This window comes from Pseudomonas massiliensis, assembly GCF_000826105.1.
In the GTDB taxonomy this organism is placed as follows: Bacteria; Pseudomonadota; Gammaproteobacteria; order Pseudomonadales; family Pseudomonadaceae; genus Aquipseudomonas; species Aquipseudomonas massiliensis.
The window spans coordinates 949,759-967,799 of the sequence record NZ_CCYK01000007.1 but is presented as its reverse complement, the minus strand read 5'-3'; the positions used below and the strand labels follow the sequence as shown (position 1 = coordinate 967,799).

Here is an 18,041-nt window from a genome sequence, read left to right as displayed (position 1 = left end):
CAATAAAGGTGTGGGTTACCATTACATTTGCAGGACGCGTGCCATCGCCTCATCGGCTTCCTTGGCGGTCGTCATCATTTTGATGTGCATCTCGAACTGCTTGGAAAGAGCCATCACTTGGGTCATTTCCTCCACGGCATTCACGTTGCTGCCCTGCAGGAAACCCGAGGTCAGCTGCACGGCGCCATCGACCGCGGCGGGCTCGCCGCTCTTGGTATGGATCAGGCCATCGGTGCCCTTGGTAAGGTCGGCGGCCTTGGGGTTTACCGTCTTGATGCGGTCCACGGTAGCCATGACCGAAGGGGCCTGGCCGAGGGAGCGGATGCTGATGGTCCCGTCCTGGCCGATCTCGATCTGCTCCTGCGGCGGCACGGCGATCGGCCCGCCATTGCCCAGCACGGCCATGCCGGTGCTGGTGCGCAGCACGCCCAGGGCGTCCACGTTCAGGCTGGCGCTTTTGGTATAAGCCTCGGAGCCATCCGGCGCCTGCACGGCAATCCAGCCCTCACCGCCTACGGCTACATCCAGGTCGCGACCGGTCTGCACCATAGGGCCGGCGCTCAGATCAGTAGCCGGACGCTCGGTCATGGCGTAGGCGCGTGAGGGGTGGGTATCGCCAAACACCGGCATGGAACGCGCCTGTTCCAGGTCTCGCTGGAAACCGTTGGTAGATACGTTCGCAAGGTTGTTGGCGTGAGCCTTCTGTGCCAAGGCGTTCTGGCTGGCACCGGTCATGGCCACATAAAGCATTTTATCCATGGTCGTCTCCTTGGCGGCCTGCGCCGCTGAATCGCTGAGTACCAGGGATATAGCAAAGCCCGGGCCAAGTTTTACAAACCTGACAAAAAGGCTCTAGGACGGGCATTTCAGAGACGTGCCGGGATTCCGACAGACAGGGTGCGCCGAGATTTCGGCGGCCCCTTGCCGGTAACGGCAAGGGAGCGACCTGTATTTGTTGACGGCGAAGCGGCAAAACAGACGTTCAAGCAGCGGGAGCTGCTGTCAGATGGCGACAAACCACGCCGTCATCACGGATTCGGTAGCTTCGCTACCTCCCGCGCCGACAGCCGAAAGCCGCCGTGGACTGAGCCTAGGGACGGCAACCTGCATTGTGGAATGGCCCGGCGAAGCGCTGGAAGGCCTCGCCAGGGTCGTTCTGCACACAAACGAACTGACCGGTTTTCAGGCTCTGATACTTGTACCATGGAGCCGGTGCGCCTTCGGCGAGCCCGCCGGTGGCAGTCAAGAAAATCATCAACAGATGTACAACCTTTTTCATGGCGGCTCCAGGGCCAGGGCGGCGACTCCTTGCGCCGCCCCGGATGCATCAGGTCATTTGGATGATGGTTTGCATGATGGTGCTTTCGGTGGAAATGGTCTTGGCGTTCGCCTGGTAGTTGCTCTGCGCCTTGATCAAGTTCACCAGTTCGCTGGTCAGGTCCACGTTGGAATCCTCCAGCGAGCCTGCCGTCAGGGTTCCCATGGTGCCGCTGTTGGGCGCGCCTACCACCGGCACACCGGAAGCGGACGACTCGCGCCAGCCAGTGCTGCCGTTAGGGGTAAGGCCCTGGACGTTGGCGAAGTTGGCCAAGGCCACCTGGCCGACCGTCTTGGACTGGCCGTTGCTGTAGGTGCCGAAGATGTTGCCTTCACTGTCGATGGACAGGGCCGACAGGTTACCCGTGGCGTAGCCGTCTTGAGACTTGGCAGTCACCGCCGACGTGGTGTTGTAAGACGTGGTGTTCGCCATGTTCAAGGTCACGCCACCGGTAGCCGCGGTCGAACCGTTGCTGGCCATGACGCCACTGGCGTTCTCGGCTGCCGGGGTCCAGTTGGTCAGGGTCAGCTTGCCGGTCGAATCAACGGTGAAGTCGCTGCTGGTGGTGCTGGCCAGGCTGCCATCAGAGTTGAAAGTGAAATCGGCACTGTACGGCGTCGTCGACGTCGGGTCGTTCGGGTTCACGCCATCGATGGTGGCGTACATGGTCCAGTCATTGGTGTCGTTCTTCACGAAGTACTGGGTCATGGTATGGGAGTTACCCTGACTGTCGTAGATGTCGGTACTCCAGGTGTAGTTGTAGCTGTTGGTGTCCGTGGCATCGAACGGGGTCACCGTGGGTACGCTGTCGCTGGAGTTGACGTTCATGGTTTCGGTGACGGTCTCGGTGGCCTTCGGAGCCAGCGAGGAGGTGTCCACCTTGAGGGTGGTCAGCACGCCGTCGATGACATTGCCATCGGAGTCGGTACCGTAGCCCATCAGCTTGTTGCCGCTGGCATCCACGATGTTGCCCGCGTTGTCAGTACCGAAGGCGCCGGCACGGGTGTAGACCTTGTTGCCGTTGTCGCTGACCACGAAGAAACCATTGCCATTGATGGCCATGTCGAGGCTGGCGCCGGTGCTGCTGATGGTGCCCTGGGTGAACTGCTGGGAAACGGCGGCAGTGGCAACGCCGGAACCTACGCCGTTCTTGGAGCTGCCCAGGAACAGCGAGTTGGCGTAGACGTCGCCGAACTCGGCGCGCGACTTCTTGAAGCCGGTAGTAGCAACGTTGGCGATGTTGTTGCCGGTAACGTTAAGTGCAGTGTTGGCCGCGTTGAGACCGCTCAGGCCGGTATTGAACGACATAATCTACTCCAGTGCCGATAAGCCGGCTTACGATCCGATGGTTTTGACTTTCGACAGCGCTACACTCGAGCCGTCGGCTAACTTAAGGGTCATGTCACCCGTTGTACTGCCTACCGTCACACTTGTGACGGTCGCTGGCAGATACGTCGTTTGTGCAACTTCGCTGCCATCTACCGTGGCACTGGCCACAAATTTATAAGTGCCCGACGAAAGGACTGTGCCTTCATTATCGGTACCATCCCACGAGAAGCTTACGGTGCCCGCGGCCTGGGACCCCAGGTCGATGTTCTTCACCAAGTTGCCACTGGCGTCATACACCTTCACGGTAGCGTCGGTGCTGGCCGAGGCCAGGTCGAACTGCCCGGTGATGCCGCTGGTGGTGTTCACCACCGCGCTGCCGGTCTGGGCAAGCACCGAGTGCCCGACCAAGGCCGAAGCCTGCAGCGCCTGGCTCGAGGTGTAGTTGCCGGCCAGGGTGGTAACCGTATCGTTGAGGTTATTGATGCCCTCGACGCTACTGAACTGGGCCAGCTGCGCCACGAACTCGGAGTTGTCCTGCGGGTCCAGCGGGTTCTGGTTCTTCATCTGCGTTACGAGCAACTGCAGGAAGGTGTCCTTGCCCATGGTTTCCGTGCTCGAAGTCGAACTCGAGCTGCTGGAGGAAGTTGTCTTGCTCGCATTCGAAACCGCATATTGCGAAAGTATCGACGAGCTGGTGCTATCAGTAGTGGTAGTCATGGTTTATCCCTTGGCTTACTGACCCAGCGTCAGTACTTTCTGCATCATGGTCTTGGCGGTGTTCATGATTTCCGCGTTCACCTGGAACGAGCGGCTCGCTGAAATCATGTCTGCCATTTCCTCCACGACGTTCACATTGGGGTAGTACACGTACCCGTCCTGGTTCGCCGCGGGGTTGTTCGGTTCGTAACGCGCTTCAAGGTTGCTCTGGTCTTCGACGATGCCGGTCACCTGCACCCCCTGCCCCGCCACGCCCTGATCTTCGAACAGCGAACCGCCCGAGGCGCCGGTCTGGTCGGCCAGCACGGTGGCGAACACTGGGTGACGCGCGCGGTAGGTCTGGTCGATGCTGGACGATACGGTTTCGGCGTTGGCGATGTTGCTGGCGGTGCTGTTGAGGCGAGTGGTCTGCGCGCTCATGCCAGTACCGGCGATGTTGAATACGCTGGACAGAGACATGGATTACTCTCCTTTGATGGCCGTGACCAGGCCCTTGAATTTGTTGTTCAGCAAGGTGAAGCTGGCCTGGAAGTCCACACCGTTCTTGGCGTAGTTCGCCTGCTCGATCTGAGCGTCCACAGTGTTCTGGTCCAGGGACGGCTGGCTCGGGATCCGGTACTGCAAGGTACCGTCGTCATTGCTCAAGCCCTGGGCATCGATATGCATGGTGTTGGTCCGTTCCAACCCGAAAATGCCGTTCTGGCCTTTGTCGGCCTGAGCGGCGAGGACTGAAGAGAAGTCCAGGTCACGCGCCTTGTAGTTAGGGGTGTCGGCATTGGCGAGGTTGTTAGCCAGTACCTCGGCGCGCTGGGCACGGAAGTGCAGTGCCTGCTCGTGAATGCCGAGTGCCTTGTCAAAACTGATGCCCATGAGCGATACCTCCGCGACGAAACATGATGTGCTGACCTAGATATAGCAACTGCTGTGCCAACTTCATAAACCCTTGATTTGAAAGGGTCTTGACTTCAGACCCGGAAACCGTCGCCAGAAAAGCGGCAATCTGTTTCCTCGAGCAAGCGGCAAAGCGGCAAAGACGGCGCCAGAAAAATTGCCGTCGGGGGGAGTGGTGCAAGAGTGGGGCCAAAGGCTGAAATAATTTGTGCCAGATTGATGAGCTCAAGGCTTGCCTTAGCGGAGACGGAAGGCCCAAAGTTGCCGAAAAAAACCAATTAGGTTAATTTCGCTGCAATGGAGAAGCACATCCCGCATTGCAAGCTACCACGGCTACAGGCCTTGGTTGGCTCGGGTCATGTCAGGGCAACGCAGACAGCCCTGGCTGGCGCAGCAGCTCTGGAAATGGACTATAGCGCTATGCTCGAGATCGTGATGAGCCTGAGGCCCTGCGATTTCTATAAAAGCATGACCACCCATGGGAACCATAGGATCTGGCAAGATGTTTATCGTCATCGCTGCGCGCGGGGCGACGTGTACCTCAAATTAACCGTCATCGATGATGTACTGATAATTTCGTTCAAGGAGTTATGACCATGCTGTGCCCAAATTGCGGCGCCGCCGAACTGATTCATGACACCAGGGATCTGCCGTATGCCTATAAAGGCGCCTCGACCATGATCATGCAGGTCGAAGGAAATTTCTGTCCCGAATGTGGAGAAGCAGTGCTTGGCGCCGCAGAATCCGCAACCGTTAGCGCTTCCATGCTGGCTTTCAACAAGGAGGTCAACGCTTCTATCGTTGATCCGGGCTTCATTGCCAAGGTGCGCAAGAAACTGTCGCTCGATCAACGTGAGGCTGGCGAGATCTTCGGAGGCGGCGTCAATGCGTTTTCCCGCTACGAAAACGGTAAGACCAAGCCACCACTGGCACTGGTAAAGCTTCTCAAGCTGCTTGACCGCCACCCTGAACTGCTCAATGAAGTCAGGATGACGTAGCATTATCTTGAATACAGGTGCCCTGCGCCGCTGGAATTCCGGCGGCGCAGCGGCAATCAGATCGCCTGGTAGATGATGCCGGGGCTGCACTGGACCATCTTGTACTTGTCCGGCAACCCATTGAGGGCCTCCGAGGCACCAAGGAACAGGTAACCGCCTGGCTTGAGGGTGCCATGAATGCGGGACAGGATGTCCTTCTTCACGTCCGCCGAGAAATAGATCAGCACATTGCGGCAGAACACGACGTCGAACTTGCCCAGGGACATGTAGCTTTCAAGCAGGTTGATCGGGCGGAACTCCACCCTGCTGCGAATGGGCGCCTTTACCGCCCAGCGGTTGCCGGGCTTGGTGTCGAAGTAGCGCTGCAGGCGTTCGGGTGACAGGCCACGGCCGATGGCCAGGCTGTCATACTCTCCGCCCTTGCACGCCGCCAGCATCGAAGGCGACAGGTCGGTGGCCACGATCTGTACCCCGCCCTTGAGCTGCCCCGGATTGGCCTGAGTGAACTCTTCCACCGTCATCGACAGCGAATAGGGTTCCTGCCCGGACGAACAGGCCGCCGACCAGATCCGCAGCCGCTGGCCGGGGCTGGCCTTGATCATTTCCGGGAGTACCTTGTTCTTCATCACTTCGAACGGGTAGGTATCCCGGAACCACAGGGTTTCGTTGGTGGTCATCGCATCCACCACCTGCTCGCGCAGGCCGCCGCGGGGCTGGCTCTGGATGCGCTGCACCAGCTCACCCAGGCTCTTGATGCCCTGCTGCTCCATGAGCTTGTTGAGGCGGCTGGACACCAGGTACTGCTTGTTCTCGCCCAGCACGATGCCACAGGCCTTTTCCAGGAATGCCCTGAACTGTTCAAAATCGGAATTTGCCGTAGCCAAGGGTGCCGCCTCTTCTGTTGTTGAAACTTCGCCGGGCCGCAGCCCGATCAACCTTTTGCATTGATACGTTCGACCACCCGGGATGCGAGATCGTCCGGACGGAATTTGGCCAAGAAGTCGTCAGCGCCGACCTTCTTCACCATAGCCTGGTTGAACACCCCTGACAGGGACGTGTGCAACACGATATGCAGCTTCTGCAGTCGAGGATCGCTACGGATTTCCGCGGTAAGCGTATAGCCATCCATTTCAGGCATTTCGATATCCGAGATTAGCATCAGGAATTCTTCGTTAGGGTCCTTGCCCTCGGCGACCATCGCCTGAAGATATTCCAACGCTTGCCGCCCATCATTGAGCGCCACCACTTCCACGCCTACGGTTTCCAGGCAACGGCTGACCTGCTTGCGCGCCACGGAAGAGTCATCCACGGTAAGCACCCGCAAGGCCGTGGCCTTCTGTTGCACGGCTTCGTCGATCACCCCGGAGCTGATGGTTTCAGAAACCGGCGACACTTCGGCCAGGATCTTCTCCACGTCGATGATTTCCACCAACTGGTTGTCCACTCGCGTCACCGCCGTCAGGTAGTGATCGCGACCGGTACCCTTGGGTGGCGGATGAATCGCCTCCCAGTTCATGTTGACAATGCGCTCGACCGAATGAACCAGAAAACCCTGAATCTTGGTGTTGTATTCCGTGATGATCACGAAAGTATCTTGCACGGCTTCCAAAGACTGCGAGCCTGTCGCCATGGACAGGTCCAGGATCGGGATGGTCGCGCCACGGATATTGGCGACCCCCCGCACCACCGGGCTGGACTTGGGCATCAAGGTCAGCTTGGGACATTGCAGCACTTCGCGAACCTTGAAGACATTGATGCCGTACAACTGTTTGCCGTTCAAACGGAACAACAACAGTTCAAGGCGGTTCTGCCCTACCAGTTGCGTGCGCTGGTTTACCGAATCCATCACACCAGCCATGTTTAACCTCCACCTTGTACTGTCGGCGCCGATTCAGCCCTGCTTGGGTGCCGCCGCATTTGGCACGTCACTTGCTCAAGCATAGCCATGAACGAGAAAACGCCATATTCACGACATCTGATCGCGCCCCTCTATGGGTTGTTCGCCACCTTGTGTCTGTTCGTTTCGGGACGCCTGCTTGCCGACGAGGTGACAGCGCCCGAACAGCTTATCGGTGTGACCCAAGGGTTTCTTGAGTTCACTGTTGAAGATTATTTGGCGACCAGCCAGACGCAAGGCCGCTATGACATTGAAGTCGCCAATCTTGATCCTCGCCTGCGCATGCCTCAGTGCGACCAGCAACTGAGCGCCCGCCTGGAGAGCCCGGCTGTTCCCTTGGGCCGAGTGACCGTACGGGTGCGCTGTGAGGGCAGCTCACCCTGGACAGTGTTCGTGCCGGCCACGGTGAAGCTCTACCGGGAAGTGGTAGTGACCACTCGTCCGTTGAAGCGTGACAGCGTGATCGCCGAAGGTGACGTGGCTATTCGCGAACGGGATGTAGGCCAGTTGAACCAGGGCTTCCTGCCCAGCCTCGACCAAGCCATCGGCCAGCGGGTCGTACGCCCGACCACCATGGACCAGGTACTGGCACCGGTGCAGATCGAGCAGCCGGAAGTCATACGCAAGGGGGACCAGGTAGTGATCACCGCGCGCAGCGGCACCCTTGCCGTGAAAATGCCGGGAGAAGCTTTGAGCGATGGGGGTATGAACGAGCAGATCAGGGTCCGCAACCTGAATTCTCAGCGAGTGGTCAAGGCGCGTGTCACAGGCCCCGCCCAGGTGGAAGTGTCTATGTAGAGACGAGCCGCTCTGGCGGCCGGAGCCCAATTTTCCTACACTTGGCCAGTGAACCTTGCCGTTGGGGTGATTTCGAAAAATTACCCTAAAGTTTCTCCGCAATGGGTCGAAAACAAGGCAAGCTTCCAAATACCAAGGGGTTTTTATCATGGTCATCGATTTCCGGAGCGTTACCGGCTCCACTCAGGTTTCCAGCACTACGCGTACTTCCGGCACCAAGTCGGTCGGCGCCGTGGATGATGTCAAAAGCGTCGAGGGAACCAAGCAGGCGGGCGAATCCGTGCAACTGAGCGACGTGGCTCAGCACCTGCAGAAAGTCACCGACAGCCTGGGCACTGACGCGCCGGTCAATGCCAGCCGCGTTGCCGAGCTCAAGCAGCAGATCGCCGACGGTACCTACAAGGTCGACAGCGATCGCGTTGCCAGCAAGATGCTGTCCTTCGAAGCCTGAGTGTTTTTCGCTCAACGTTAACCGGGCGCAGTGAACACCGAGACCCGCCATGCACGACACCACCTTGTTGCAGTTGATTGAGAACGACATCGCACCCGCCGAACAGCTCCAGGCCCTGCTGCGCGAGGAGTACACCGCGCTGCGAGGCCGTGACATGCAGTTGCTGGAGAACATCCTGGCGCAGAAGCAGTCGTTGATCGTGCAATTGGGTCAGCATGGCCGTCGGCGCAGCGAGCTGCTGGCCGCCCTGGGATTGTCTCCGGATGCCGAGGGCCTGGCCCAGCTGGCGCAACGCTCGGTGATTGGCAAGACCCTGGTCGAGCGGGGTGAGCAACTGGCGGCGCTGCTTGCTGATTGCCAGGCAATCAACGAGCAGAATGGCCGTGCGATCCAATTGCAGCAGTTCGCTACTGCCAACCAGCTGCGAATACTGAGTGGCGGGGAAACCCCCTCGCTTTATACCGCTCGAGGGGCGACTGCGCGATTGGCCACGGTGAGGGCGTTCAGCCAGGCGTGACAGGCAGAGCATTCGGTCACTATTTTCATTGCCGAAAGATTTTCTGTAGTCGAGTATCGCCGGGTATACAGTGATGGCACAATGCCTTATTGCCCGTTACGCTTCTAGCTTGGAGAACCGAGTACCGTGTTCAACGCCTCGAGTGCGGATGATGCGCCGCAGCCGCCAAAAGTCCTCACTACACCGCTGGAAATCCTGGCCAACATCAAGTCGCTGATGGACAGCCATGACCCGCTGATCGTGACCTTCACCGAGCGTCAACAACGCTTTCAGAGCTTCGTAGTGGCTGTGGATCGTGATCGTGGCACCTTGTCCCTGGATGAGCTGATTCCTCGCGACGGCGAACGCTTCATGAGCAACGGTGAGGCGTTTCGCGTCGAGGGCTTTCATGACGGCGTGCGCATCGCCTGGGAAAGCAATGGCGCCTATAGCATCCTGGATACCGCTCACGGGCGCAGCTATGTCGGCGCCTTGCCGGCCGAGGTGGTCTATCACCAGCGTCGCAACGCATTCCGGGCAGCCTTGAAGCTGAGTTCACTGGTGGACGTGGAATTGGCGGGTGACAAGCTGGCCAAGGGCATTCGCGGCAAGCTGCTGGATGTTTCCGCCACCGGCTGCAAGTTGCGTTTCGAAGGTGATATCACCGAGCAACTGCAGTTGGGCCAGGTCTATGACAAGTTTGCCGCCGCCCTCCCCTTTGGCGCCATCACCACTCCAGTGGAGCTGCGCTACCTGCATTTCGAAGAACGGCTGGATACCAGCTTTGCCGGCGTGCGCTTTCATAACATGGGTGGATTGGTCCAGCGCAACGTAGAGCGCTTCGTCTACCAGCTGCAGCGGGAAACCCGCCGGTTCGACAAAGACGATTTCTGACGTTTCAGCGCTGGCGCTGCGGGTTGCCGTGGCCTCAGTGCTCCTTCATCTGATCGTCCACCACCTGCTCGTCTACCCGCGGGTCAAGCGCCGCGACCAGGGGCGAGCTGGTCATGTTGTCAGGCATGGCCACATGGTGGAGCGGTGCATCCTGAACCTGATGCAGGTTGGTGACGGCCTTGGGACGGATCCGCCAGACCAGCACAAGGGCGAAGAACGAGAAGAATCCATACAACGCCTCGCTGCCATACCACTTCATGAGCACGCCAGCGGCCAGTGGCCCGATGCTCGCCCCGATGCCGTAGGTCACCAGCAGCATCGCCGTCAGAGACACCCGGCGGTCGCCTTCAACATGATCGTTGGAAAAGGCCACCGCCAAGGGGTACAGGCAGAACTGCAGTAGCGAAACCACAAAGCCGCCGACGAATATGAAGGTCATGGGCATGCTGAAGAACCTGGGCAGCACCGCCATGATCAACGTCAGTACAGATAACACCAGGGCGATGCTTCTGATCAAGAGCGCTCGGTCATAGCGATCCGACAGCCACCCCAAGGGCCATTGCACGACCAGCCCGGCGAATACACAGCACCCCATGAACAGCCCTACCGCCTCGGTGCTCAGGCCTTGCCCCGCCGCGTACAACGGCGCCAGGCCATAGAACGAACCGATGATAAGGCCAGCGCCCAGCACCGTGGTCAACGATTGCGGAACACGCTGTATGAAAAAGCGCGGGTCCATGGGCACAGGGTGCAGGGCGGCGGGATGAATGCGTCGGGTCAGCGCCACCGGCACCAGGCACAGGGCAAAGCACAACGCGACCATCATCAGCAGCTCCAGGCCCAGTTCCGGATGAAGTACCAGAATCAGCTGGCCCAGTACCAGGCCCAGGTAGGAGGCGATCATGTAGCCGCTGAACACCAGGCCTCGCTGGCTGGCTTCGGCCTGCTCGTTAAGCCAGCTTTCGATCACCATGTATTGGCACATCATGCCGAGCCCGACTACCAAGCGTAGCCCCAGCCAGGCCGGCAGGAAAGCCGTGAGGCCATGGCCGAGCACAGCGGCGGTCACGATGCCGGCGCAAGCGGTATAGGCGCGAATGTGCCCGACCCGGGCAATCAGCCGGTGACCCAGTTTGCCCCCTAGCACCAGGCCGAAATAATAGGCCGCCATCAGGGCCCCTACCCATAGCCCGTCGACATGATCGGCTCCCAGGCGCAAGGCCAGGTAAGTGCTGAGCAAGCCTGAACCGATGAGCATCATCAGCGAGGCGAAATAAAGACCGCGAAAGTTTTTCCAGATTTGACGCATCGACGATCCACAACTCCGATCAAGTAGGTGCAGTTGATGCCCTGGCGCAGAGTCCGCGGCCCGAAAGCCGCCGGGTCAGGCCTGGGTAGCGAGAACGCGGCGCTCCCAGGGGGTGATTTCGTCCATGAAGCTGGTCAACTCCATCGTCTTGGTCGCGATGTACCCTTCGATGAACTCCCGTCCGAACAGTTCAACGGCCAGGGCGCTGGCTCGCAGCCGGGCAAGGGCGCCGTCCAGTGTCCGGGCAAGTGCGAGATGTTCAGGCACGTCGAATTCCCCCTGGATGGGTGGGGAAGGTTCCAGGCCCTGCTCGATGCCGTGCAGGCCCGCCGCCAGGCTGGCGGCAATGGCCAGGTAAGGATTGGCATCGGCGCCGGGCAGGCGATTTTCCACTCGGCGCGCCTCGGGCCCGCTGGCGGGTATACGCAAGCCTGCCGCCCGATTGTCCTCCGACCAGCACGCATTGTTAGGCGATGCGTAGGGATGGAAGAGGCGCTGGTAGGCGTTCACATTAGGCGCGAAGAATGCCGTGAAATCGCCCAGGGCCGCCTGCTGCCCGCCAATGAAGTGACGAAAGGCCGCGGTCGGCCCGCCCTGATCGTCACTGAACACGTTCGCGCCGGTATCAGCCCGCACCACGCTCTGGTGAATATGCATCGAGCTGCCAGGCACCTTGGCCAGTGGTTTGGCCATGCACACTGCCAGCAAGCCATGCTTGAGCGCGACTTCCTTGAGCAGGTGCTTGAACAGGAAGGTCTGGTCGGCCAGCACCAAGGGGTCGCCATGCAACAGGTTGATCTCGAACTGGCTGACGCCCATTTCATGCATGAAGGTGTCCCGAGGCAGGCCCAGCGCGCCCATGCAGCGGTAGACCTCATCCCAGAACGGACGCAAGCCGTTGTTGGACGAAACGCTGAAGGCGCTGAAACCTTCCTCGCGGCGACCATCACCACCTGTCGGTGGCAAGAAAGGCTGCGCCGGATCCGGGTTGGGCGCGAACACATAGAACTCAAGCTCCGTGGCCACCACAGGCGCCAGGCCATGCTCGGCGTAGCGGGCCAGAACCTGTTTGAGCAGCGCACGCGTGGAGAGCCCGCTTGGGTTGCCAGCGAGTTCACGAGCATCGCAGATAGCCAGCGCCCGAGGCCGTTCGCTCCAGGGTAGGCGATAGACATTGGCCAAGTCAGGCACCAGCACCAGATCACCGTCGTCACTGCCATAGAAACGCGCAGGCGGATAACCGCCCATGATGGCCTGCAGCAGAACGCCGCGCGCGAGCTGGAGCCTTCGGCCCTCGCTGAAGCCAGCGGCGGTCATGACCTTGCCGCGAGGCACGCCGTTGAGGTCTGGCGTCACGCACTCGATTTCATCCACACCCACCAAGGGGCCTTCGGTCAACATGGCGTCTATCCTTGTAGTCATGGTGATGTTACCTGGGTGTCGGGACACGTTGTCACTGGCCGCTGCGAATAGCAAGCCGAGCCGAGCCAGCCGTCTTTTCCAGGCGTTCGCCATAGCAGGGAATTGCCGAAGCTCAACAGGAGTTCCGATGCCTGGACACCCGCCGCTTACCCGTCCCGAGTTCGCACCCTACGCTTTGAGGGAAAGAGCGGACCGTCCGGCCAGGGCTTTTCGCCTCACCCTGGCGTTCATGGTGCTGGTAATCCTCACCTTTGTCGCCGTGGAAGGCTGGCGTACCTGGCGCGATTACCAACGGGCTTACGCCACTGCTCGCGATTCGGTCGCCAACCTGGCAAGAGCCACGGCCCAGCACGCGGAAGACGCTGTAAGACAGGTAGACATCCTGACGACCGAGTTACGCGAGCGGGTGGAAGGAGACGGCCTGGCGAACATCGACATCGCCCGTATCCATGCTCTGATGGTGGAACAGTCGTCCCTGATGCCACAACTGCACGGCCTATTTATCTATGGCCCCTCGGGTGAGTGGATCGTCACGGACAAGAACCGCCCGCCCGACCAGGCCAACAACAGTGACAGGGATTATTTCATCTACCACCGTACGAACCCCGACCGAGGCGTGCGAATCGGCGAAGTAGTGCGTAGCCGGTCTACCGGGGAATTGGTCGTCCCCATTTCGCGTCGGCTCGATGCGCCGGACGGCAGCTTCGCCGGGGTGCTGCTTGGAACCATCAAGGTGGCTTACTTCGTGGAGTACTACGGTGCCTTCCGGATCGATGATCGCGGTGCCATCGTCCTCGCCCTGCGGGATGGGACAATCCTGGTGCGCAGGCCTTTCAACCCCGCCGTGATTGGCCAGAGCCTCACTGAAAGCGAGATTTTCAAGCATTACCTGCCGCTCGCCAATGAAGGCGTGGCAGAGGTCAAGGCCGTAGTGGATGGCACCTATCGCCTCTATGGCTACCGGGCGCTGACCAGCTACCCCTTGGTGGTGGAAGCCGGACTGTCGCGCCAGTCATTCGTGGCGCCCTGGCGTGAAGACCTCGTCAAGACCGGACTGGTGTTGTTAATGCTCATCGCCGGACTGACCGGCTTTGGTGCGATGGTGCTAGGGCAGCTCAGGCAACGCATGCGTGCGGAGGAAGAGATCGGCCGGGCCCACCAGGCCATGCGCGACATGGCGCTGAGCGATGGCCTTACCGGTATCGCCAACCGCCGACGCCTGGACCAGGCCTTGCCTGAAGAAATAAGGCGCGCCCGACGCAAAGGAAGCACCCTGGCCTTGGTGATGGTGGACGTGGACCATTTCAAGCGCTACAACGATACCTATGGCCACGCCGCAGGTGACGAATGCCTGCGCCAGGTAGCCGCGGCCATCCAGGGCAATTTGAAGCGACCCGCTGATCTGGCGGTGCGCTATGGAGGGGAAGAGTTCACCCTATTGTTGCCAGACACCGACCTTAGCGGCGCTTGCAAGCTTACCGATGAGATTCTGCAGGCTATTCGGGACCTGCGGGTGCCTCACAGCGGCCATGACGCCGGTGTGGTTACCGCCAGCGCCGGAGTCATTCTTGGGACCCCGTCCTGGCAGGCATGCACGCCCGAGGGAATGATCGAGGCTGCGGACAGACTGCTTTATGAAGCAAAGCGCGAAGGTCGAAACCGGTTGGCGTACCGAATGACAGAGGAAGATCGAGCCCCGGAGGCTCAATAGGGAGCAGCGCGCTGAATGTATGGCGCCGCGTGAAAGCGTGGTGTCCCCGGCAGGAATCGAACCTGCATCTGAGCCTTAGGAGGGCCCCGTTCTATCCGTTGAACTACAAGGACAGCTCATTACAATCTGCGTCCAAGGGACTGGCCCCTGGCGAAAGCGGCTGCAAATCTACCATTGACGCCCTGCCGGTGCAAACCAGTAATAAAGCCAGGTTAGGCTGTCTTCGACGGAAAACCGTCGCGGTTAACTAAATGCATCGAGATAGCGGCCTTTTGCCTGGTGAGTACTGGACACCCAGCGGGGATTTCGTGCAATCTGCACGGCGAAACGCGTCAAACAATGCACAATGCATGCAAGCAATTCTAGGCTGTTCGGTTAAGTTGTTGATTTAAAACGGATTTTAAGAGAAGAGGCATTTGGCATGCAGTGTGCTACTACCGTAGTGGCATCTGTGAATGGTCAGCCTGCGATAACACATTGGAGACATGGATGAACGCCGCCCTTTACCTGTTGAATGCTTTGGCCATGGTTGCAGTGGTTTCGTTTCATTTTTTTGCAGGGGCCCCGGATGTCAGCGTCAATATCGACGTCGACCACTGGGTGAAGCGCCCTATTGCCCAGAGAGCAGGCATGCATGAACACCAGCTGGGTACCTTGGCATCCAGCCACTCCGGGCAGGATATGGTCGAGGGGCCGTCCCAACGCCTCGACCGGTATACCTTCTGAGGCCTTTTCCATGTCCAGATCCGCAGTGTTTTTCCTGACCAGCGCTCTGCTTTCATTCATTGCCGCCGCGGCAGTACCCTACCCGGCCAGCCTGCTCAGTGCTCTCCTGCTCATGACCAGCCTGGGATGCAGCGTGCTGTTCGTACTGGCCCTGGTGCGAGGCAAGCGCATCAGGTTCAATCCTCAACTGCGCTGAGTTGCTCGTCGATCAACCCCAGCAGCGCCTGTGCCGCATCACCCAGGAAGCCGGAGTTGTCCAGCAGGAGAATGCCTGACGCATCCCCTTTCCAGCCAATGGATTGATGGAGCTGAGCATTGCGTGCCAGGCGGGCGTCGATCTGTGCAGGCGTCTCACGCCCGCGAGCCTCCAGGCGCTCTCTGAGCACCTGGTTCTCGACGGTGACCAGTACGGCCAGAAGGCTTGGGTATTTCACCAAGGCCTGCGGTAGATATCCCCGCGACCCATTGACCAGTACCCAGCGCCCCGCTTTCAAGGAGTGGTCGATTTCGACAGGTATGCCGTAACAGAGATCATTGGCTCGCCAACTGAGCGCGAAGCGGCCCTCCCGAAGCATCGCTTCGAAGGTTTCATGACTGACGCCCAAGGCCTGTTCGCCCAAGGCTTCGGCAGACCGGGTAATGACCCGCCGGGCGACGTCGATGCCTTTCTCGGCGAGCCCCGGCCTGGCGGCATCGATGACGCTGTCCTTTCCGGCACCGGAGGCACCCACCAGGTAGATCAACCGCCCTTGCTGCATTTCATCCGCCTTTTCTACACATGCTCGCGAATAGTCTGATTGCCACTATGCTGTGAATGAAAGTATGCCCAGCCCAGCGGCGAAGAAAAAGTCGTTTGCCAAAGGGCGCTGGCTTGCCACGGACAGGACTGGGACAATAGAACCCCTTGTGGGCTGGCTATGTGCCATTTAATCCGAACCAGTCCACATTTCGGATTTTCGGGAGTGGCAATGCGCTGTGGTTGCATTCAGAATTTGTCACAGAATTGGCGCCAAGGTACTGGCGTATGGCAGGCATAATGTTCACTCAAACGACAAATCTGATGGAACATTCGGCGAAAGTGACTGTCGTACCCACATCCCGCGGCCCGCTCCGAGGAACCGCTTTCCTGAACTCAACCGGTTAACTATATGCGCCCAATGAAACAGGCAGTCTATTCCAGCCGCACCGCAGACAAGTTCGTCGTGCGCCTTCCCGACGGCATGCGCGAGCGTATCGCCGAGGTCGCTCGCACCCATCATCGCAGCATGAACTCAGAGATCATCGCGCGCCTGGAGCAGAGCCTCATTCAAGAAGGTGCGCTTGGCGAAGAACTGAGCATGCGCCTGGACAGCCCCGAGCTCTCGCTGCACGAACGGGAACTGCTGCAACGTTTCCGCCAGCTCTCTCACCGTCAGCAGAATGCGCTGGTTGCACTGATCGCGCATGATGTGGAGATGGCCGCTGAAGCTGACGCTTCATAAGCTTTACCAGGCCGCGGTGCATGTAATGTGCACCTATAGAAAAGGCCAGCGCAATGCTGGCCTTTTTAGTTTGACCTGGGCTACATCAGAAACAGCGTAGCCAACCCCAGAAATATGAAGAAACCGCCGCTGTCCGTCATGGCGGTAATCATCACGCTGGCACCCATGGCAGGGTCCTTCCCGAGCTTCGCCAACGACATCGGGATTATAACCCCCATGAAAGCGGCCAACAGCAGATTGAGCGTCATGGCAGCTGTCATGACCAGGCCCAATGACCAACTGTGATAGAGCATCCAGGCCACGACACCGATTACGCCGCCCCAGATCAGACCATTGAGCACCGCCACCGACAGCTCTTTCTTGAGCAGACGCCGGGTATTTCCCGTGCTTACCTGGTCCAGTGCCATGGCGCGAACAATCATGGTGATGGTCTGGTTGCCCGAGTTGCCGCCAATGCCGGCCACGATGGGCATGAGCGCAGCCAACGCCACCAGGCGCTCGATGGAGTCCTCGAACAGGCCGATCACCCGCGAAGCGACGAAGGCCGTGATCAAGTTGATCGCCAGCCAGGACCAGCGGTTGCGCAACGAACGCCAGACCGAGGCGAAGATATCCTCTTCCTCGCGCAAGCCTGCCATGCTGAGGACTTCGCTTTCGCTCTCCTCGCGGATGAGGTCGACCATTTCATCGATGGTAAGGCGGCCGATGAGGCGACCGTTCTTGTCCACCACCGGCGCCGAGACCAGGTCGTAGCGCTCGAAGGCTTGCGCGGCCTCATAGGCATCGGCGTCAGGATGAAAAGTCACCGGGTCACTGGCCATGACCTCCGCCACGCGCTTGTCCGGGTCGTTGACCAGCAGGCGCTTGATCGGAAGCACCCCCTTGAGCACGCCCTGCTGGTCAATCACGAAGACCTTGTCGGTGTGCCCGGGCAATTCACGCAGGCGCCGCAGATAGCGCAACACGACTTCCAGGGTGACATCCTCACGGATGGTCACCATCTCGAAGTCCATGAGCGCACCGACCTGATCCTCCTCGTAGCTCAACGCCGAGCGCACACGCTCGCGCTGCTGGGCATCGAGGCTTTCCATCAGCTCATGAACTACATCGCGAGGAAGCTCTGGCGCCAGGTCAGCCAGCTCGTCGGCGTCCATCTCCTTGGCCGCGGCCAGCAGCTCATGGTCGTCCATGTCAGCGATAAGGGTTTCCCGCACCGCGTCAGACACTTCCAGGAGGATATCGCCATCACGCTCGGCCTTGACCAGCTGCCATACCGTCAAGCGGTCGTCCAGCGGCAAGGCCTCGAGGATATAGGCGATGTCGGCCGAGTGCAGGTCATCGAGCTTGCGTTGCAGCTCAACCAGGTTCTGCCGGTGGACCAGGTTCTCTACGAGGGCTTGATGCTGCCCTTCCTGGCGGTGAGTGAGATCTTCGACCACCCGCTGCTTGTGCAGCAGCTCGACCACTTGGCCCAGGCGGTCCTGCAGGCTCTCACGCAGGTCTTTGACTTCGACTTCGGACATAGGTGTACTCCACTCCCAGTAGTGGACCACACCGGGAGATCAAACTTTCAATGCTATAGGGGCCAACAGCGTGGTGGAGC

22 protein-coding genes and 1 tRNA gene are annotated in these 18,041 nt (G+C 59.6%); 10 read left to right on the top strand and 13 right to left on the bottom strand.

The genetic code is table 11. The features are described from left to right. Positions 1-21: 21 nt before the first annotated feature. The 6 genes from BN1188_RS15355 to flgB all read right to left on the bottom strand — a co-directional run bounded on the left by BN1188_RS15355 (position 22) and on the right by flgB (position 4,234). A complete protein-coding gene (locus BN1188_RS15355; protein WP_040262292.1) occupies positions 22-759 on the bottom strand; it encodes a flagellar basal body rod protein FlgF in 738 nt (245 codons plus the stop codon). Positions 760-1,090: 331 nt separating this feature from the next. After that, complete coding sequence (locus BN1188_RS15350; RefSeq protein WP_040262291.1) at positions 1,091-1,279, bottom strand: hypothetical protein; 189 nt, start codon at positions 1,277-1,279, stop codon at positions 1,091-1,093. 48 nt (positions 1,280-1,327) lie between these two features. Then, on the bottom strand, positions 1,328-2,626 hold the full coding sequence (gene flgE / locus BN1188_RS15345) for a flagellar hook protein FlgE (RefSeq protein ID WP_040262290.1): 1,299 nt from the start codon (positions 2,624-2,626) through the stop codon (positions 1,328-1,330). Positions 2,627-2,653: 27 nt separating this feature from the next. Beyond that, positions 2,654-3,364: a flagellar hook assembly protein FlgD gene (gene flgD, locus BN1188_RS15340; protein WP_040262289.1), complete on the bottom strand. Its 711-nt coding sequence runs from the start codon at positions 3,362-3,364 to the stop codon at positions 2,654-2,656. 15 nt (positions 3,365-3,379) lie between these two features. Beyond that, positions 3,380-3,823 (bottom strand): flagellar basal body rod protein FlgC, encoded by a 444-nt coding sequence (flgC, locus tag BN1188_RS15335; RefSeq protein WP_040262288.1) that lies wholly within the window; start codon positions 3,821-3,823, stop codon positions 3,380-3,382. Between the two features lie 3 nt (positions 3,824-3,826). Beyond that, complete coding sequence (flgB, locus tag BN1188_RS15330) at positions 3,827-4,234, bottom strand: flagellar basal body rod protein FlgB (protein ID WP_040262287.1); 408 nt, start codon at positions 4,232-4,234, stop codon at positions 3,827-3,829. A gap of 318 nt (positions 4,235-4,552) precedes the next feature. Here flgB and BN1188_RS15325 point away from each other — a divergent pair, with 318 nt between their 5' ends. Together BN1188_RS15325 and BN1188_RS15320 are read left to right on the top strand one after the other, a co-directional pair. Next, positions 4,553-4,849 carry a type II toxin-antitoxin system MqsR family toxin gene (locus tag BN1188_RS15325; RefSeq protein WP_040262286.1) on the top strand — a complete coding sequence of 99 codons (297 nt, stop codon included), beginning with the start codon at positions 4,553-4,555 and terminating at the stop codon, positions 4,847-4,849. 2 nt (positions 4,850-4,851) lie between these two features. Continuing rightward, the gene (locus tag BN1188_RS15320) at positions 4,852-5,253 is read left to right on the top strand and encodes a type II toxin-antitoxin system MqsA family antitoxin (protein WP_040262285.1); all 402 of its coding nucleotides are present in this window, start codon (positions 4,852-4,854) and stop codon (positions 5,251-5,253) included. Positions 5,254-5,309: 56 nt separating this feature from the next. Here the strand turns inward: BN1188_RS15320 and cheR are convergent, their stop codons facing one another. Both cheR and BN1188_RS15310 read right to left on the bottom strand, forming a co-directional pair. Beyond that, positions 5,310-6,137: a protein-glutamate O-methyltransferase CheR gene (gene cheR / locus BN1188_RS15315; protein ID WP_040262284.1), complete on the bottom strand. Its 828-nt coding sequence runs from the start codon at positions 6,135-6,137 to the stop codon at positions 5,310-5,312. A 47-nt stretch (positions 6,138-6,184) separates the two neighbouring features. Then, the gene (locus BN1188_RS15310) at positions 6,185-7,111 is read right to left on the bottom strand and encodes a chemotaxis protein CheV (protein ID WP_040262283.1); all 927 of its coding nucleotides are present in this window, start codon (positions 7,109-7,111) and stop codon (positions 6,185-6,187) included. Between the two features lie 87 nt (positions 7,112-7,198). Here BN1188_RS15310 and flgA point away from each other — a divergent pair, with 87 nt between their 5' ends. The 4 genes from flgA (at position 7,199) to BN1188_RS15290 (ending at position 9,789) form a co-directional block, all read left to right on the top strand. Continuing rightward, on the top strand, positions 7,199-7,948 hold the full coding sequence (flgA, locus tag BN1188_RS15305) for a flagellar basal body P-ring formation chaperone FlgA (protein ID WP_040262282.1): 750 nt from the start codon (positions 7,199-7,201) through the stop codon (positions 7,946-7,948). Positions 7,949-8,096: 148 nt separating this feature from the next. Further along, a complete protein-coding gene (flgM, locus tag BN1188_RS15300; RefSeq protein WP_040262281.1) occupies positions 8,097-8,399 on the top strand; it encodes a flagellar biosynthesis anti-sigma factor FlgM in 303 nt (100 codons plus the stop codon). A 49-nt stretch (positions 8,400-8,448) separates the two neighbouring features. Beyond that, positions 8,449-8,916: a flagella synthesis protein FlgN gene (locus tag BN1188_RS15295; RefSeq protein WP_040262280.1), complete on the top strand. Its 468-nt coding sequence runs from the start codon at positions 8,449-8,451 to the stop codon at positions 8,914-8,916. A gap of 126 nt (positions 8,917-9,042) precedes the next feature. Beyond that, entirely contained in the window at positions 9,043-9,789 is a 747-nt protein-coding gene (locus BN1188_RS15290; RefSeq protein ID WP_040262279.1) for a flagellar brake protein, read from the top strand. Positions 9,790-9,823: 34 nt separating this feature from the next. Here BN1188_RS15290 and BN1188_RS15285 read toward each other — a convergent pair whose 3' ends face one another. Together BN1188_RS15285 and BN1188_RS15280 are read right to left on the bottom strand one after the other, a co-directional pair. Next, a complete protein-coding gene (locus BN1188_RS15285; protein ID WP_084596236.1) occupies positions 9,824-11,098 on the bottom strand; it encodes an MFS transporter in 1,275 nt (424 codons plus the stop codon). Positions 11,099-11,173: 75 nt separating this feature from the next. Beyond that, entirely contained in the window at positions 11,174-12,415 is a 1,242-nt protein-coding gene (locus BN1188_RS15280) for a glutamine synthetase family protein (protein WP_187375353.1), read from the bottom strand. Positions 12,416-12,647: 232 nt separating this feature from the next. On the opposite strand from BN1188_RS15280, the gene BN1188_RS15275 reads away from it, so the two are divergent. After that, positions 12,648-14,231 (top strand): sensor domain-containing diguanylate cyclase, encoded by a 1,584-nt coding sequence (locus BN1188_RS15275; protein ID WP_052469293.1) that lies wholly within the window; start codon positions 12,648-12,650, stop codon positions 14,229-14,231. 38 nt (positions 14,232-14,269) lie between these two features. Here BN1188_RS15275 and BN1188_RS15270 read toward each other — a convergent pair. Next, positions 14,270-14,344: transfer RNA gene (locus BN1188_RS15270), tRNA-Arg, on the bottom strand. A 376-nt stretch (positions 14,345-14,720) separates the two neighbouring features. Here BN1188_RS15270 and BN1188_RS15265 point away from each other — a divergent pair. Both BN1188_RS15265 and BN1188_RS21620 read left to right on the top strand, forming a co-directional pair. Continuing rightward, entirely contained in the window at positions 14,721-14,957 is a 237-nt protein-coding gene (locus BN1188_RS15265; protein ID WP_040262277.1) for a hypothetical protein, read from the top strand. A gap of 10 nt (positions 14,958-14,967) precedes the next feature. Continuing rightward, positions 14,968-15,153 carry a PA3371 family protein gene (locus tag BN1188_RS21620; protein WP_148485259.1) on the top strand — a complete coding sequence of 62 codons (186 nt, stop codon included), beginning with the start codon at positions 14,968-14,970 and terminating at the stop codon, positions 15,151-15,153. Here the strand turns inward: BN1188_RS21620 and phnN are convergent. Then, positions 15,134-15,715 carry a phosphonate metabolism protein/1,5-bisphosphokinase (PRPP-forming) PhnN gene (gene phnN, locus BN1188_RS15260; protein WP_040262276.1) on the bottom strand — a complete coding sequence of 194 codons (582 nt, stop codon included), beginning with the start codon at positions 15,713-15,715 and terminating at the stop codon, positions 15,134-15,136. The genes BN1188_RS21620 and phnN overlap by 20 nt on opposite strands. Before the next feature lie 390 nt (positions 15,716-16,105). On the opposite strand from phnN, the gene BN1188_RS15255 reads away from it, so the two are divergent. Beyond that, a complete protein-coding gene (locus BN1188_RS15255) occupies positions 16,106-16,438 on the top strand; it encodes an Arc family DNA-binding protein (protein ID WP_040262275.1) in 333 nt (110 codons plus the stop codon). Positions 16,439-16,518: 80 nt separating this feature from the next. On the opposite strand, the gene mgtE is transcribed toward BN1188_RS15255, so the two are convergent. Continuing rightward, the gene (mgtE, locus tag BN1188_RS15250; RefSeq protein ID WP_040262274.1) at positions 16,519-17,961 is read right to left on the bottom strand and encodes a magnesium transporter; all 1,443 of its coding nucleotides are present in this window, start codon (positions 17,959-17,961) and stop codon (positions 16,519-16,521) included. Positions 17,962-18,041: the final 80 nt, after the last annotated feature.

Coding starts and splice junctions, on each gene's coding strand:
- BN1188_RS15355 (WP_040262292.1), bottom strand. CDS start 759: ATGGATAAAATGCTTTATGTGGCCATGACCGGTGCCAGCCAGAACGCC.
- BN1188_RS15350 (WP_040262291.1), bottom strand. CDS start 1,279: ATGAAAAAGGTTGTACATCTGTTGATGATTTTCTTGACTGCCACCGGC.
- flgE (WP_040262290.1), bottom strand. CDS start 2,626: ATGTCGTTCAATACCGGCCTGAGCGGTCTCAACGCGGCCAACACTGCA.
- flgD (WP_040262289.1), bottom strand. CDS start 3,364: ATGACTACCACTACTGATAGCACCAGCTCGTCGATACTTTCGCAATAT.
- flgC (WP_040262288.1), bottom strand. CDS start 3,823: ATGTCTCTGTCCAGCGTATTCAACATCGCCGGTACTGGCATGAGCGCG.
- flgB (WP_040262287.1), bottom strand. CDS start 4,234: ATGGGCATCAGTTTTGACAAGGCACTCGGCATTCACGAGCAGGCACTG.
- BN1188_RS15325 (WP_040262286.1), top strand. CDS start 4,553: ATGGAGAAGCACATCCCGCATTGCAAGCTACCACGGCTACAGGCCTTG.
- BN1188_RS15320 (WP_040262285.1), top strand. CDS start 4,852: ATGCTGTGCCCAAATTGCGGCGCCGCCGAACTGATTCATGACACCAGG.
- BN1188_RS15310 (WP_040262283.1), bottom strand. CDS start 7,111: ATGGCTGGTGTGATGGATTCGGTAAACCAGCGCACGCAACTGGTAGGG.
- flgA (WP_040262282.1), top strand. CDS start 7,199: ATGAACGAGAAAACGCCATATTCACGACATCTGATCGCGCCCCTCTAT.
- flgM (WP_040262281.1), top strand. CDS start 8,097: ATGGTCATCGATTTCCGGAGCGTTACCGGCTCCACTCAGGTTTCCAGC.
- BN1188_RS15295 (WP_040262280.1), top strand. CDS start 8,449: ATGCACGACACCACCTTGTTGCAGTTGATTGAGAACGACATCGCACCC.
- BN1188_RS15285 (WP_084596236.1), bottom strand. CDS start 11,098: ATGCGTCAAATCTGGAAAAACTTTCGCGGTCTTTATTTCGCCTCGCTG.
- BN1188_RS15280 (WP_187375353.1), bottom strand. CDS start 12,415: ATGACCGCCGCTGGCTTCAGCGAGGGCCGAAGGCTCCAGCTCGCGCGC.
- BN1188_RS15275 (WP_052469293.1), top strand. CDS start 12,648: ATGCCTGGACACCCGCCGCTTACCCGTCCCGAGTTCGCACCCTACGCT.
- BN1188_RS15265 (WP_040262277.1), top strand. CDS start 14,721: ATGAACGCCGCCCTTTACCTGTTGAATGCTTTGGCCATGGTTGCAGTG.
- BN1188_RS21620 (WP_148485259.1), top strand. CDS start 14,968: ATGTCCAGATCCGCAGTGTTTTTCCTGACCAGCGCTCTGCTTTCATTC.
- phnN (WP_040262276.1), bottom strand. CDS start 15,715: ATGCAGCAAGGGCGGTTGATCTACCTGGTGGGTGCCTCCGGTGCCGGA.
- BN1188_RS15255 (WP_040262275.1), top strand. CDS start 16,106: ATGCGCCCAATGAAACAGGCAGTCTATTCCAGCCGCACCGCAGACAAG.
- mgtE (WP_040262274.1), bottom strand. CDS start 17,961: ATGTCCGAAGTCGAAGTCAAAGACCTGCGTGAGAGCCTGCAGGACCGC.